Source organism: Nocardia puris (genome assembly GCF_036051655.1).
GTDB lineage: Bacteria > Actinomycetota > Actinomycetes > Mycobacteriales > Mycobacteriaceae > Nocardia > Nocardia puris.
In genome coordinates this window covers 3857756-3872204 of sequence record NZ_CP107943.1, presented here as the reverse complement: position 1 = coordinate 3872204, position 14449 = coordinate 3857756, and the positions used below count along the sequence as shown (strand labels likewise).

General features: G+C 70.2%; 14 protein-coding genes. 4 read left to right on the top strand and 10 right to left on the bottom strand.

Features of this window, described 5'->3' with window-relative positions; all coding sequences use genetic code 11:
* Window positions 1-388 precede the first annotated feature (388 nt).
* Window positions 389-1003, top strand: coding sequence for an alpha/beta hydrolase (locus OHB21_RS37745; RefSeq protein WP_267465316.1), 615 nt, complete (start codon window positions 389-391; stop codon window positions 1001-1003).
* A gap of 235 nt (window positions 1004-1238) precedes the next feature.
* The gene (locus OHB21_RS17695) at window positions 1239-1871 is read left to right on the top strand and encodes a DUF2461 domain-containing protein (protein ID WP_067510849.1); all 633 of its coding nucleotides are present in this window, start codon (window positions 1239-1241) and stop codon (window positions 1869-1871) included.
* A gap of 13 nt (window positions 1872-1884) precedes the next feature.
* Here OHB21_RS17695 and OHB21_RS17690 read toward each other — a convergent pair whose 3' ends face one another.
* The 4 genes from OHB21_RS17690 to OHB21_RS17675 all read right to left on the bottom strand — a co-directional run bounded on the left by OHB21_RS17690 (window position 1885) and on the right by OHB21_RS17675 (window position 4214).
* Window positions 1885-2322 carry a PaaI family thioesterase gene (locus OHB21_RS17690; RefSeq protein WP_067510850.1) on the bottom strand — a complete coding sequence of 146 codons (438 nt, stop codon included), beginning with the start codon at window positions 2320-2322 and terminating at the stop codon, window positions 1885-1887.
* Window positions 2319-2699 (bottom strand): MerR family transcriptional regulator, encoded by a 381-nt coding sequence (locus tag OHB21_RS17685; RefSeq protein ID WP_067510851.1) that lies wholly within the window; start codon window positions 2697-2699, stop codon window positions 2319-2321. Before OHB21_RS17685 ends, OHB21_RS17690 begins: the two co-directional genes overlap by 4 nt.
* 82 nt (window positions 2700-2781) lie before the next feature.
* Window positions 2782-3414 carry a hypothetical protein gene (locus tag OHB21_RS17680; RefSeq protein ID WP_195125976.1) on the bottom strand — a complete coding sequence of 211 codons (633 nt, stop codon included), beginning with the start codon at window positions 3412-3414 and terminating at the stop codon, window positions 2782-2784.
* A 416-nt stretch (window positions 3415-3830) separates the two neighbouring features.
* The gene (locus OHB21_RS17675) at window positions 3831-4214 is read right to left on the bottom strand and encodes a hypothetical protein (RefSeq protein WP_067510853.1); all 384 of its coding nucleotides are present in this window, start codon (window positions 4212-4214) and stop codon (window positions 3831-3833) included.
* Window positions 4215-4248: 34 nt separating this feature from the next.
* On the opposite strand from OHB21_RS17675, the gene OHB21_RS17670 reads away from it, so the two are divergent.
* Complete coding sequence (locus OHB21_RS17670; RefSeq protein ID WP_067510854.1) at window positions 4249-5055, top strand: AraC family transcriptional regulator; 807 nt, start codon at window positions 4249-4251, stop codon at window positions 5053-5055.
* Window positions 5056-5220: 165 nt separating this feature from the next.
* Here the strand turns inward: OHB21_RS17670 and gdhA are convergent, their stop codons facing one another.
* The 6 genes from gdhA to pgm form a co-directional block, all read right to left on the bottom strand.
* Complete coding sequence (gene gdhA, locus OHB21_RS17665; RefSeq protein ID WP_195125977.1) at window positions 5221-6570, bottom strand: NADP-specific glutamate dehydrogenase; 1350 nt, start codon at window positions 6568-6570, stop codon at window positions 5221-5223.
* 284 nt (window positions 6571-6854) lie between these two features.
* On the bottom strand, window positions 6855-7436 hold the full coding sequence (locus OHB21_RS17660; RefSeq protein WP_147266001.1) for a DUF4262 domain-containing protein: 582 nt from the start codon (window positions 7434-7436) through the stop codon (window positions 6855-6857).
* A gap of 87 nt (window positions 7437-7523) precedes the next feature.
* Window positions 7524-8261: a DsbA family protein gene (locus tag OHB21_RS17655; protein ID WP_324192270.1), complete on the bottom strand. Its 738-nt coding sequence runs from the start codon at window positions 8259-8261 to the stop codon at window positions 7524-7526.
* Between the two features lie 58 nt (window positions 8262-8319).
* Window positions 8320-8967 (bottom strand): DUF6636 domain-containing protein, encoded by a 648-nt coding sequence (locus OHB21_RS17650; protein ID WP_195125978.1) that lies wholly within the window; start codon window positions 8965-8967, stop codon window positions 8320-8322.
* A 451-nt stretch (window positions 8968-9418) separates the two neighbouring features.
* Entirely contained in the window at window positions 9419-10795 is a 1377-nt protein-coding gene (locus OHB21_RS17645; protein ID WP_407675223.1) for an MFS transporter, read from the bottom strand.
* A complete protein-coding gene (pgm, locus tag OHB21_RS17640; RefSeq protein ID WP_195125979.1) occupies window positions 10785-12428 on the bottom strand; it encodes a phosphoglucomutase (alpha-D-glucose-1,6-bisphosphate-dependent) in 1644 nt (547 codons plus the stop codon). The genes OHB21_RS17645 and pgm overlap by 11 nt, the downstream gene beginning before the upstream one ends.
* Before the next feature lie 729 nt (window positions 12429-13157).
* On the opposite strand from pgm, the gene OHB21_RS17635 reads away from it, so the two are divergent.
* A complete protein-coding gene (locus tag OHB21_RS17635; RefSeq protein WP_084537832.1) occupies window positions 13158-14411 on the top strand; it encodes a lipase family protein in 1254 nt (417 codons plus the stop codon).
* Window positions 14412-14449 lie beyond the last annotated feature (38 nt).

Genomic DNA, 14449 nt, shown 5'->3' with positions numbered 1-14449 from the left:
CATGTGGGGTGACCGGGGTGGCACGATCGAGCAACGCACGGAGTATCAAGGGGCATCTGCGGCAGGTGATCACGGGGTAGTGACCGTGCTGGTAGCCCTGTCGGCGAGCCTGGCGGCAGCCTCGGCCGCACCGCCGCGCGCACCGGTATTGCCTGCTCCGGCAGGTGGATTCGAGGAGGTGTTCGTACCGTCGAGCATGGCGCCGATCAAGGTCCAGGTGCAGTGGGCGGCGCGGGGGCGGCAACGCGGCGCTGTACGTGCTGGACTGGCTGCGGGCGCCGCACGACCACAGCCAGTGGACCAGCGAGACCGACGCTCTGCGCCAGTTCGCGGGTGAGGACGTCACGCTGGTGTTCCCGGTCGGCGGCCGTTCCAGCTTCTACGCCGATTGGTACCGGCCCGGCCACACCAACGGTCAGCGGTCACCTACGAATGGGAGACCTTCCGGACCAGGGAGCTGCCCGAATTCCTCGCCGGCCATGGCGTTTCGCGCACCCGCAACGCCATCGTCGGCGCCTCGATGGGCGGCAATGCCGCGCTGGTGCTGACCGCCCGCCACCGCGATCAGTTCGTGTTCGCCGGATCGTTCTCCGGTTTCGTCAACCCGACGTTCCCGCTGTGGAGCGAAGCGATGCGGGCCACCATGTGGGACGAAGGGCAGTTCACCCCCGACGATATGTGGGGACCGCCCGGCGACCCGGCGTGGAGGCGCAACGACGCCACCGTCCAGCTCGAACGCCTGCGCGGGCTGCCGATCTACGTCAGCAGCGGCAACGGCGTCCCCGGGCCGCCCGATCTGCCCCAGGGCGTGGGCCACACGATCAACGGCAAGGGGCTGGAGGTTGTCACGATGATCGCGGCGCAGATCTTCCGCGACCGCGCCGCGGCGCTCGGCGGCCCCGCCCGCGTCGACATCGTGAACGGCACCCACACCTGGCCGTACCGGCAGCGCGCGCTGGCCGCGGCGCGTCCGATGATCCTGGACGCGCTCGGCGTCGGCTGAGCTACTGGCGGTCGGTGGTTCCGGCGGACGATCCCGGAACATGCGTGCCGGGCGTCCCCGGCGTTCGCGATTCCCGCCGCGCCGACGGCGAGAACGGCGGCGGCGAGCATGGTGAAGACGAGGCGTGCTGCCATGGCGATCCTCCGATCGTGGCCTCCAGCGTGCGGCGCGGGAAGCGACGTGTCATGACCGGACAAGCCACGGGTGTGCCGGGGACGCGTCCTATCGTCTACCCATGGTTCGATTCGGAGGCTTCCCGTTCGCCGGCCTGGATTTCTACGAGGATCTGGAGGCGGACAACTCCAAGACGTTCTGGGCCGCGCACAAGCAGACCTACGAGGAGTCGGTGCGGGCGCCGATGGCGGCGCTGGCCGAGGAGCTGGAGGGCGATTTCGGGAGCGCGAAGCTGTTCCGACCCTACCGGGACGTGCGCTTCTCGAAGGACAAGTCCCCGTACAAGACCCATCAGGGCGCCGTGGCCGGTGTCGCGCCGGGTGTCGGCTGGTACGTGCAGGTCAGCGCCGCGGGGTTGTTCGTGGCCGGCGGGTTCTACAGCGGGTCGCCGGAGCAGCTGGCCCGGCTGCGCACCACCATCGACGACGAGGTGCGCGGAGCGCAACTGGCCGCGATCCTCGACGGACTCACCGCGCGGGGGTACGAGATCGGCGGGGACCGGTTGAAGACCAAGCCGAAGGGCTTCGCCGCCGACCACCCGCGTATCGATCTGCTCCGCCACAAGACCCTGCACGCGCACCGCGACTTCGGAGCGCCCGACTGGTTGGCGACGCCGCGCGCCGCCACCGAGATCCGCGCGTCCTGGGAGGCGCTGCGGCCGCTGGTCGAATGGTTCGGGGCGGTGGTGGGGTGAGGTTCGGCGGCGTTCACCTGCCGACCCGGGCGGTCAGGTCAATATTGCGGGCGGTCCCCAGCCAGGTGGCGCACAGGCGCTCACCCTCCTCCCCCACCGCGTACGCGTCGGCCGCGCAGACGGTGAGGGTGCGGCCCGCGTCGACCACCCGGCCCGCCACGCGCAGGTGGGTGCCCTCCGCGGGCGCCACGAGTTTGATGGTGCCGTCGACGGTCGCGTTGATCCATCCGGGCGGCAACAGCGTGCCCGCCGCGCCGACGGCGGCGAAGTCGGCCGCCGCGAACACCGCCGCCGCTTGCAGCCGTCCGGGGCTGAAGGTGAGCGCTTCGGCGATCGGGACGCGCAGCTCCACGCGGCCGCGTTCGACGACGTCGAATTCGACGCCGAGCGTGCGGGCCATGGGCATCGCCAGGACGGCGTCGCGGACGAGAGTGAGTTCGGGGTCGATCACGGTTGCTCCTCGGTGCGGTGGGCACGCGGCCTGCGATCCTCGAACCAGGCGATGTGCTCGATCAAGCGGTCACGCAGCGCGCGCTGTTCGGCGAGCTGGGCTTCGACGTCGGCGAGACGGGCGTGCAGGTGCGCGACCATCTCGTCGATCGTGACCGTGCCCGCCCGGTAGCGGGGCATGAGCGCGGCGATGGTGTCGAGGTCGAAGCCCATATCGCGCGCCATCGACACGAAAATCGTTTCCCGTACCGAGGATTCGTCGAACTCGCGGACCTCGCCGCGCCCGGTGCGGTGGGAGCGGATGAGTCCGGCCGACTCCCACCGGCGCAGCCGATGCACGGAGACGCCCGTGCGGTGGGCGAGCTGCGAAACGCGCATGGCCAGCAGGCTAGCGACCTTCGCACTGTGCGAGGCAAGACCCGGGGGACGGATTCTCCCGCCGGAGTTCAGTGTCGACCGGTCAGCAGATCAGGTCGACGATCGCGTTCGGGGCGAAGGACACGTGGACGTGGTCGTAGTGATTGGCGGTGGCACTGCCGCGGTCCTCCATGTAGGACCAGCCGTTGCCGTCGTTGTAGCGCTGCTGCCAGATCACGTAGGTCACGCCGAAGCGTTCCTTGTTGGCGAGCACGAACTCGGCGATGGCGTTGCCCTGGGCGGTGTCGGAGGTCATGAAGTCCAGTGCCAGCCCGGCGCCGTGGTCGTCGTTGCCCCGGCCGACAGCTCCGCCGATATCGGACACGGCGAATGTCTTCCCGATGAAGTGCCCCACCTGCGCGACGTGGGGCCGGGTGGCGGCCAGCACCGTCGAGCACGGGGTGTGCTGCTTGGCGACCTTCTCCACCAACTGCGACTGATCTACCGCGGCCACCGGCACGGGGCCGGGCGGCGGAGCGGCCTGTGGCTCGGTGGTCGGGGACGGGGCCGCGTCGGCGGCGACCGCGGGTGCCGCACCGACCGCGGCGGTGTTCTGCGGATCCTCGGCGGGTCTCATCATCATCACGAGGAGGGCGAGAACCGTCGCCGCGATCGTGCCCACGGCGAACAGAGCGACCCTCGGCGTCGAGGACTGCTTACGATGTTGACCAGGCATTTTCGGCAACCACCGGCTTACTGTCGGGAGTGATAACAGCAAGATTACGAAACGGTCGCGCGAATGTCACGTCGAACGTGATCCCGGGCGCGCCGCCCGGAGGCTGCCGGGCGGCCGCTCCGGACCCGCGCCCATGTGCCCATACCGCTCGCGACGCGCGGCACACCCGCGCCGGACATAGCGAGATCGGCCCGACGACTTCCCGACGAGTCGGCCGTGCGGCGAGCTCGGCATAATCCGGCCGAGACGGCAGGCCGGTCGCCGCCGAGCGGTGACACCCTCGGCGCGCTCGAGCGGCGACAATGACGACCGGCGGGGTCGGCCACACGTGTGGTCGGCATCGACGAGGGTTCGCGCGGCCTCTCGCGTCGAGTGGCGGCACCCGGTCGAAGACGCGTGCTCATACGGCGAACCATTCACCTGCCGAGAACCAGCAGGCAGCCCGCGCCCACAAGCGCCGCGAGCGCACCCACGTCGACCCGCGCCACGCGACGGGTCTTCGCGTTCAGTGCGGCGGTGCCGATCACGGCGGTCAGGGCGAGAAAGGAGCTGACGCTGACGACTCCGGCGGTGAGCGCGGCGACCCGGACCGGTGGGACGAGCGCGCCCGTGATCAGGGCGGCGCCGGTCGAGGCGAGCAGGACGGCACGGTGGCGCAACAGGAGCTCGAGATCCGGATTCGCGACGTCCGTGCCGTAGACGGAGGCCGCCCGGCCGGGCGCGAACGCGACCACACCGGGCGCCACATGCACCAGGCCGACCCCCAGCATCAGCGTTGCGGCGGCGACTTCCGCGACCATGCGATTCCTCCCTCATCTCGGCTGTGGTGCAAGCATGGCGAGTATGGGTGGACCGCCGCTTCCGGAAACATGTCACGCCCCGGCGACGGTGTGGCTGGGGGCCGGGCACGCCGCGTATCGCGGGCCGTCGCTGCGGCTCGGCACGCACTCCGGGTCGGTGCTGTGTCTCGCCGTCGGCATCGACGGCGAGTTCACCGTGCGGGCGGAAGCGATCGGCGAACGCGCCGTGCGCAGTCTGCTCGTCCCGCCGCGCACACCGCATCGCCTCGTCGCGGACACCCGAATGCTGTTCTGCTATCTCGATCCCGGCTCACCGCGAGCCGCCTCGATCCGCACTCGGATGCGCACGCGCACAGGGGAATTCGGCATCTACCACGTCCACGAAGACGCGATACTCGACCTCGCGAACGACGCCGAGTTCGATCCGGCCGCATTGCTCGACCTCGCGTGCGGCGCGAGCGGCCGGATGGACCCGCGCATCGCCACCGCGACGGCGATCCTGTGCGCGAACCCGGCGCTCGCCCTGTCCGCCGACCAGCTGGCCGCCGCCGTCCACCTCTCGAAATCCCGCTTCTTGCACCTGTTCTCCGCGCAGGCGGGCACGACGTTCCGGCGCTATCGACTGTGGGCGCGAATGCTCGCGGCGGGCCGCGCCATCGCGGCGGGCACCGACCTCACCACGGCCGCCACCCAGGCCGGGTTCGCCAGCCCGTCCCACTTCAGCGACACGTTCCGCGCCATGTTCGGCTTGACCGCGACGGATCTGCTCGCCGTCGCCCCGCGGATCATCTGCGAGGAAGAACCGGGGGAAAACTGCTCTCCGGCAGTCACTTCCACATAGGGCTGGTTCGCGCTGCTCACCGAACTCTGCGAATGATCTTGTGACGCCGGCGCCGAAGAAGCACCACCGCGACGCCGAAGGCGGGGTTGGTGGTGGGGATCGTCCACGGTCGTACCGCGCTCGGCCGAGGTCGTCACCGCACGTCCCCGAAGCGGTGAGAGCGATTCAGATGAGCCCGAGGGCGAGCATGGCGTCGGCGACTTTGGTGAAGCCGGCGATGTTCGCGCCCGCGACGTAGTCGCCCGGGGTGCCGTATTCTTCGGCGGTTTCCAGGCAGCGGTCGTGGATGGAGCGCATGATTTCGGCGAGGCGTTCTTCGGTGTGTTCGAAGGACCAGGAGTCGCGGGAGGCGTTCTGTTGCATTTCCAGCGCGCTGGTGGCGACGCCGCCGGCGTTGACGGCTTTACCGGGGGCGAAACGGACGCCCGCGCCGCGCAGGACGCGGATCGCGTCGGGGGTGGTGGGCATGTTGGCGCCTTCGGCGACGATCGAACAACCGTTGGCGACAAGGCGTTTCGCGGAGTCGACGTCGAGTTCGTTCTGCGTCGCGCAGGGTAGGGCGATCTCGCCCCGCACCTGCCAGACCGCGCCATCGGAGACGAATCGCGCTGTGGCGCCGCGCCGTTCGGCGTAATCGGAGACGCGCCCACGGTGCCCGTTCTTGACTTCCTTCAGGAGGTCGAGGTCGATGCCCGTGCTGTCGACGACATATCCGCTGGAGTCCGAGCAGGTGATCACGCGCCCGCCGAGCTGGTGCACTTTCTCGATCGCATATAGCGCGACATTGCCCGAACCGGAGACCAGCACCTGCTTGCCCTCGAAGGAATCCCCTGCGGCGCACAGCATTTCGTCCACGAAGAACACCGTGCCGTAGCCGGTGGCCTCGGTGCGCACCTGAGATCCGCCCCAGGTCAAGCCCTTTCCGGTGACCACGCCGGACTCGTACCGGTTGGTGATCCGCTTGTACTGGCCGAACAGGTAGCCGATCTCCCGCTGCCCCACCCCCGTGTCACCGGCGGGCACGTCGGTGTGTTCGCCCAAATGCCGGAACAATTCGGTCATGAAGGACTGACAGAACCGCATCACCTCCGCCTCCGACCGCCCCTTGGGATCGAAGTCGGAGCCGCCCTTCCCGCCGCCGATCGGCAGGCCCGACAGCGAGTTCTTGAAGATCTGTTCGAAGCCGAGGAATTTCACGATCCCGAGGTACACCGACGGATGGAAGCGCAGCCCACCCTTGTAAGGACCGAGAGCGGAGTTGAATTCGACCCGGAATCCGCGATTGAGCTGGACGCGGCCTGCGTCGTCGGTCCACGGCACCCGGAAGATGATCTGGCGTTCCGGCTCGCACAGCCGCCGGATCACCTCGGCATCGGCGTATTCCGGATGCTTGGCGACCACCGGCCCGAGGCTCTCCAGCACTTCGCGCACCGCCTGGTGGAACTCCAGCTCCCCGGGATTGCGGCGGGTGACTTCGTCCAGCACGGGGACCAGGCTCTCATCCAGCTCGGGCACGAACACTCTCCATTCGACTCGCGGGATCGCGAACACTACTTCCATTCGGACGCTACTCCGCGCGCCCGGCCGCCCGGCCACCACCACGGGCGAGCACGGTCACACCGCCGAGCGCGGCCCCGGCTCACCGAGCCGGAGCAGCACCGGATCGCCTTTTCGCCACGGTGGGCGGCGGTGTTCGGCTGGATAGCATTCCGCGGCAGGGGACATTCGCCCACTATCCGCCCCGGCGCAGCCCCCTCATCCCCGCTTTCCCGGCTGGAGAGTAAGGGGACCAACCCGGTTCAATCGTTCTCTCGGCTCCACTCCACCCACTCCGCGTGGTAATCCGCCCACACACCCTTCGGGTGCTCCTCCGGCGGCGTCAACAGTTGCGGCTGTCGACCGGCCAGACTCGGGTCGAAGTCGGGGTCGCCCGGGAAGAGGTGGGAGCGGTCGGGCCAGACGCAGTGCAGGATCGACCAGTCGGGGGTGTCGCGGTAGAAGCGGAGGGCGGCGCCGAAGAAGGTGCGGTGCCAGGAGTCGGCGATCGGGCGCAGGGTGACGCGGTAGTCGCCGGCCAGGACGTCGGCGAGGAGTTGGCCGGGTTCGAGGCGGGCGCCCGCGGCGACCTGGTCGCCGACGAGTTCGAGCAGGGTGACGCACTCCTGGGTGGGCAGGCCGAACAGGGCGACCTCGGGGACGCGGTAGCTGTGCCAGAGGCCGACGGTGAACGCCCAGCTACCGGCGCCGTCGTCCTCGGGGATCCCGAGCACGGCCCAGCCACGCCTGCCGACCTTGGCGACCAAACGCTGGTCGGCGGGGCGCATTTCGGCGCGGTCGCCGTAGTCGTGACAGATCACGCACCGACAATCCGAGTGTGTCACGGCGGCGAGGCTACTTCACTTCGCGAACGGTCACCAACGCTGTCCCCCGTTTTCCCGATCGGCGGGACTACTTCCCGGTGGAAGCGATCAGTTCGACGCCTCCACGACCCACTCGTGGTTGTTCACATCGACCTTGGTGTCCCCGTCGAACACGGCCGGTGTCGCGGCGCGCCCGTCCATGCGCGCGGTCAGGGCCTCCAGCGCGGCTTCGGCGTGGGTCTTGGCGGCGTCGAGCTTGGTACCGGTGGTGATGCAGGAGATGACGGCGTCGGGGGCGCCCGAGTCGGCGGCGAGCGTGGCGAGGTCCTGGTTGGTCAGGTCCGAACCGCCTTCGGAGGGCTGCTTGTCGCCGAACAGTGCCTCGTGGAACTTCGAGTAGACCGGGCCGTCACCGGCCTCGGCGACGCATTCGTTCGCGGCGATGGCGCGGGTCGAGTAGTCCTTGCTGCCCGACTTGGCGTCCAGGAAGTTGACGTAGCGGTAGCGCACGGCGAGGGCGCCCTCGTCCATCTTCTGCGCGATCTCCTGGCCGTAGACGGTCTCGAGCGTGCCGCAGGCCGGGCACAGCGGGTCCTCGTAGATCTCGAGGGTGTTGCGCGCATCGGGCTTGCCGAGCAGCACCGCGCCGTCGGCCTCGAGCACCGCGACCACGCCCGCGTCGCGCACCGGGCCGTAGCCGTCGTTGCGGACGGACTGGTCGTCCCGAGTCCAGCGGAAAGCCAGGACCACGAGCAACACGATCAGCACCAGCGCGACCGCGCCGAGCGCGTAGGTGGTGTTATTGGACATCGGCCGCGGGGTGTAGTTCGAACGCGATTGGCTCACGTGTCCACTGTGCCGTACGCCGCCCGCCCGGGGTGCGCCGGGCGGGCGGTGCGGCGGGTCAGAAGAGCGCTTGGTGATCGGCGGCGATGACGAACCCGGTGTCGCGACCGCTGTCGCACCGCACACCGTCGGGCAACGACGTGCAGCTGTAGCCGCGCACCATGATGGATTCGCCGTACGGGAGGATCTTGCCGCCCGCGGCCGTGCCGTCCTGCGGGATGCCGACGAAGATGCCCTGATTCAGGCACAGGAACTCCGAGGTGGGGCCGCTCACATGGGCCGCGACCGCCCGGTCGGGGGCGGGGGTGCAGCCGGGCAGCTCGGGCGGGATGACGGTGGCGTCGCGCAGCTGGCAGCCGACGCCGAAGTTGTCGTCCAGCAGGAAGCCGCACTTGATGTTTCCGGTCGGCGACTGGAAGTAGAAGTGATCGCCGATCTGGTACTCGCGGGCGTCGACGGGGCCGGTGCCGACGGGTGGGTAGGTGGTCGGCGCGGCCGTGTCGTCGGCGGGGGGCGCCTGCGTGACTGGACTCGTCTGTGCACTCGGGCTCGGCGCGGGCGAGCCCGCAGTGGCGGCGGGTTCGCCCGTCGTGGGCACGCTCACCGGAGCGGTCGTCGGCGCGGCCGTGGAATCGTCGCCGCCGCAGCCCGTCGCGCCGAACACCACCGCCGCGACCGCGACCGCCACGAGGAATTTCGCACTCATTTCGTCTCCTGCTCCGTTTTCCGCCCCGACGAATTCGTTGCTGCCCGTAAGTCGGAAGGATCGAGGGGTTCGTTACCGGCCGGCCCGGAATTCCACGGGCCGCGTGGGTATTTCACAATGCCCGGTACGGAAGGACGAAAACCGCTGGTTACCACGCGGTCACGAATCGGGTACGCGCCGATGGGAAACGCGCGGCACGGGCGGAATCGAAACGCGAAGGCGCGCCGACAGTCGAAAATCCGCGCGGCGGAGCGGAATCGCGTGCCCCCGATTTCCGGGGCACGACAGAATGCCGACACCGCACGACAATCCGCGCACCGGTGGGGCCCTCATACGCCGACCGGCACAGGGCGCGAGCCATGTTCGATCCCGCGCGACAAACCGCTGACCCGCAGCGCGACCTGGAGTCCCCCGTCCAGATGGGGTTGACGGGTCCACCACTCCGACCCCGTCACCCGACGGTCGACGCGCCGCCTTTGCCGAGTCCGGTCGGCCCGTCCACCACGTCGTCGCCGGAAACCCGATGACCCGCACCGTTCTCGCGCTCCCCGACCGCACCCCGGTGATCCACCACCCCGCCCGCGACGCCGAGATTCGCCTCCGCACCACCACTCGCGTCGCCGAGGTCCGGAACCTCCGCTGCCGCCTGCCGCGGCAACGTCTCCCCCACCACCGCCCACGCCAGCGCGGCCAACGCGAGCAGCCCACCGGTGGCAGCCAGCGCCACACCGTACGACGTCTCCTCGGCCAACGCGCCCACCGCGATCGGCCCCAGCACCGCGCCCAGATCGGCCGACATCTGGAACCCCGCCAGCACCGGCCCGCCGCGCGCCTTCGGCCCCAAAATGTCGGCCACCGCCGCCTGTTGCGCGGGCGTCATCATCCCCGACCCGAGCCCCGCCACGACCGACGTGATCAGTACCCACGTCATATCCGGCGCGTATCCCAGCCCGGCGGTGCCCACCGCGCACACCAGTGTCCCGACGATCAGGAACGGCTTGCGTCCCCACCGATCCGACAGCCGTCCGGAGAGGAACAGCACCGCGACGTTGCCCGCCGCGAACGCCGTGAGCGCCACGCCCGCCATCCCCGGCGGCTGCGACAGCACTTCCACCACGAGCAGCGGCACCAACGCCATCCGCACGCCGAACACCGCGGCACCGTTGGCGAAGTTCGACCACAGCACCGCGCGATAGGCGGGCCGGGCCAGCGCCTCGCGGAACGACATCAGGCGCAATTCGCCGCTCACCTCGGGTGCGGCCAGCACCGATCGGCGCAGGCTCAGGTGCACGGCCAGGCTCACCGCGAGCAGCGCGGCCGCGTAGATCAGGAACGGCGCCCGCAGTCCGAGCCCGGCCAGCGCACCGCCCACCAGCGGACCGCTCACCGACCCGACCAGGAAGCTGGTGGACCACAGTCCCGAGACCCGCCCGCGCTGTTCGGGCGGCGAGATCCGGATGACCAGCGCCAGCGACGACACCGTGAACATGGTCGAGCCGATCCCGCCGACCGACCGCAACACCAGCAACTGCCAATAGGTCTGCGCGAACGCGCTCGCGCCCGTCGACACCGCGACGATCACCAGACCGCCGAGATACACCCAGCGCTCGCCCAGCCGTTGCACCAACCGACCGCTCATGGGCGCGAACAACAACCGCATGAGCGCGAACGCGCTGACGATCGCGGACGCGGCGGCGACGCCCACCCCGAAGCTGCGGGCGAACTGCGGGAGCACGGGCGCGACGAGCCCGAATCCAATGGCGATGATGAACGCGGCCCCGACCATCACCCAGATCTCGGCGGGCAGGGCCTTGGTTCTAGCGGTCACCGGACAGCGCCTTGCCCACCATCTCCTCGGCGGCGGCCTGCACCTGCGCCAGGTGCTCGGGGCCGTGGAACGACTCCGCGTAGATCTTGTACTTGTCCTCGGTGCCCGAGGGGCGCGCGGCGAACCACGCGTTCTCGGTGGTGACCTTGACGCCGCCCAGCGGGGCGCCGTTGCCCCGTGCGCGGGTGAGCACGGCGGTGACCGGCTCGCCCGCGACTTCGCGTGTGGTGATCATGTCCGAGGACAACTTCGCCAACCGGGCTTTCTGTTCCGGGGTGGCGGCGGCGTCGATGCGCTCGTAGGCGGGCGCGCCGTAGCGGCGCTCGAGTTCCACGTAGCGCGCCGACGGCGTCTGACCGGTGACGGCGGCGATCTCGGCGGCGAGCAGGGCCAGCAGCAGACCGTCCTTGTCGGTGGTCCACACGGTGCCGTCCATCCGCAGGAACGACGCGCCCGCGCTCTCCTCACCGCCGAAAGCCAGGCTGCCGCTGAACAATCCGGGCACGAACCATTTGAAGCCGACCGGTACCTCGTGCACGTCGCGGCCGAGCACGCTCACCACGCGGTCGATCATGGACGAGGTCACCACGGTCTTGCCGATCTTGGTGAGCGCGTCCCAGCCCATGCGGTTGGCGACCAGGTATTCGATCGCGACGGCCAGGAAGTGGTTGGGGTTCATCAGCCCGCCGTCGGGGGTGACGATGCCGTGGCGGTCGGCGTCGGCGTCGTTGCCGGTGGAGATGTCGTAGTCGTCCTTGATCGCGACCAGCGCGGCCATCGCGTAGCGCGAGGACGGGTCCATCCGGATCTTGCCGTCGCCGTCGAGCGTCATGAACCGCCAGGTGGGATCCACGAACGGGTTGACGACCTCGAGTTCGAGGTCGTAGCGCTGGCCGATCTCCTCCCAGTAGTCGACGCTCGCGCCGCCCATCGGGTCGGCGCCCAGGCGGATGCCCGCGCCGCGAATCGCGTCCAGGTTCAACACGTTCGGCAGGTCGGCGATGTAGTGGTCGAGGTAGTCGTAACGTTCCACGCTCGCGGTGAGCGCGTGCTGCAAGGTGGTGCGCTTGACCTCGGCGAGGCCGCCGCGCAGCAGTTCGTTGGCGCGCGCGGCGATGGCGTCGGTGGCGACCGTGTCGGCCGGGCCGCCGTGCGGCGGGTTGTATTTGAAACCGCCGTCGCGCGGCGGGTTGTGCGAGGGGGTGACCACGATGCCGTCGGCCTGGTGGCGCGCGCCGTTGCGGTTGTGGCGCAGCACGGCGTGGCTCAGCGCGGGCGTGGGGGTGTAGCGGTCGCGCGAATCGATCACGGCCGTCACGTCGTTGGCGGCGAGCACCTCGAGCGCGGTGGTCCACGCGGGCTCGGAGAGGGCGTGGGTGTCGCGGGCCAGATAGACGGGCCCGGTGATGCCGCGGGTGGCGCGATACTCCACGATCGCCTGGGTGATGGCCAGGATGTGCGCCTCGTTGAAGGCGGTGTCGAGGCTGGAACCGCGGTGGCCGGAGGTGCCGAACGCCACCTGCTGGGCCTGGTCGCCCGGGTCCGGGATGCGGCTGTAGTACGCGGTGACCAGGTGCGCGATGTCCTCCAGGTCGCTGGCGCGCGCGGGACGCCCGGCTCGATCATGGGCCACGCTCGGGTCTCCCTTCCGTGTCGGCTGCGACCGGCTCGTCATCAAGATCATGCCGGTCCGCCCGGCACCGCCGAACCGACAATGATAACGGCCGAACTCCCCAGCGGCAGCGGAGAATTTGACCGGCGTACCACGCGCGGCCGGACGGCGGCCGGGGTGCGAGGAGCACACGTCCGCCCGGCCCGGCTCAGGCCCGGAGGCGGTAGCGCGGCGTCACCACGCAGGGCCCCGGGGCAGGCGGAATCCAACACCGCTGACCCCCTTCCGTCGTGCCGTCCAAGTCGTCCACCGCGTCACCGACGCGCCGTTCACCGTGCACCGCGCCGCGCCGGGCGACGCCGCCACCGTGCACGGGGCGGCCGGGGGCCTCGGCCGCGACACCCGATCCGTGCAGTCTACGAAGCTCGGGGCCGCAGGTCGAAAACCCGGGGAACCCGGCCGCACCGCAGCGACACAGCAGTCTGTTGGCTACCCACGCGAGAGCCCTCGGAATCCTCCGATTTTCCCCGGCGCGACGGCGGCGAGTTCACCGGCGGCAATCGTATCGGTAGCGGCCCGGTGGCGGGTGGGCGGGGACGTGGGCCCGGAATCACGTCGTCCATCGACACCAGGCGGTCCACCGACCGAGGACGCGCGAAAGTCATGCCGAACCGCGAACGTCCCCGTATCGAACTGAGGGGTGAGGACTCCGTTCGTTCGACCCCCTACCCCCTCAGTTCTGGAGCGACGATGGTGGCACGACTGGCAATACCGCGCACGACCCTGACGGCAACGGGTCGGTCCGAGCAACCTTTCGGCATCGGATCGCTCCTGCGCGTGGCGCTGGCGGCGGCCGCGGCCGCGGCAACCTGTCTGGGTTTCGCCGCGCCTGCCGCCGCGGTCCCGATCTACCCCGTCCCCTCCGCCGACGCCTTCTTCGCGACGCCGGGCGATCTGAACGCGGCCCGCCCCGGCGACGTGCTGCGCAGCCGGACGGTCGCCGCGCCCGGCTTCCCCGGAGCGACGGTGTGGCAGTTGCTGTTCCGCTCGACGAACTCGGCGGACCAGCCGATCGCGGCGGTCACCACGCTGCTGGTGCCGCCCGGCGGCGGGAACAACCGGCCGCTGGTCTCGTACCAGCCGTTCGTCAATTCGCTGGGCACGCACTGCGCGCCGTCGCAGACCCTGTTCAACGGCGGACTCCAGGAGGCGCCCGCGTTGAATCTGCTGCTGGCGCGGGGCTGGGCGGTCGCGGTGCCCGATCATCTCGGTCCGAACAGCGCCTACGGAGCGGCGCGACTCGGCGGACGTATCACCCTCGACGGCATCCGCGCGGCGCAGCGGTTCGCACCCGCCGGACTCGGCGGCAGCCCGGTCGGCATGGCCGGGTACTCGGGCGGCGGGATGGCGACCGGCTTCGCGGCGGCGATGGCGCCCGAGTACGCGCCGGAACTGAACATTGTCGGGGCCGCGCAGGGCGGTGTCCCCGTCAATATCGGCAAGCTCGCCCTCGAGGTGGGGAGTACGCCGAGTCCGCTGTTCGGGCTCGGTTTCGCCGCCGCGATCGGTCTGGAGCGCGAGTACCCCGGTCGGATCGATATGGCGCGCAACCTGAATCCCGCCGGCCGGGCGCTGCGGGACCGCATCGCCAACGCCTGCACCACCGAGATCATCGACGCGGGCGCGAACCGCAGCTTCTCCGATGTGTTCACCGGGGCACTCGACGCCGATCCGGTGACGGTGCGCGTCCTGCACGAGAACAGCCTCGAGATCTACCCCGGTGTGCCGCGGGTGCCGGTGTACCAGTGGCACGGCCAGTCCGACCAGGTGAATCCGTGGCTGGTGCGCGATCTCGCCGGACGCTATTGCGCGGCGGGTACACCGGTGCTGCTCGACCTGCTGCCCGGCGCCGATCACGGCACGGCGATCGCGCAGGGGTCACCGCGGGCGTTCACCTATCTGGCCGACCGATTCGCGGGGGCCACGCCACCGAGCAACTGCTGACGGAAACGACTGCGCCCGCGTCGGTTGAAGCCGGCCCG

Bases quoted from the DNA above. Each gene is read 5' to 3' on its own strand.
- OHB21_RS17685 (WP_067510851.1), bottom strand. From the start codon at position 2,699: ATGCGCGTTTCGCAGCTCGCCCACCGCACGGGCGTCTCCGTGCATCGG.
- OHB21_RS17675 (WP_067510853.1), bottom strand. From the start codon at position 4,214: ATGGTCGCGGAAGTCGCCGCCGCAACGCTGATGCTGGGGGTCGGCCTG.
- OHB21_RS17635 (WP_084537832.1), top strand. From the start codon at position 13,158: ATGGTGGCACGACTGGCAATACCGCGCACGACCCTGACGGCAACGGGT.
- OHB21_RS17650 (WP_195125978.1), bottom strand. From the start codon at position 8,967: ATGAGTGCGAAATTCCTCGTGGCGGTCGCGGTCGCGGCGGTGGTGTTC.
- OHB21_RS17680 (WP_195125976.1), bottom strand. From the start codon at position 3,414: ATGCCTGGTCAACATCGTAAGCAGTCCTCGACGCCGAGGGTCGCTCTG.
- OHB21_RS17695 (WP_067510849.1), top strand. From the start codon at position 1,239: ATGGTTCGATTCGGAGGCTTCCCGTTCGCCGGCCTGGATTTCTACGAG.
- OHB21_RS17670 (WP_067510854.1), top strand. From the start codon at position 4,249: ATGGCGAGTATGGGTGGACCGCCGCTTCCGGAAACATGTCACGCCCCG.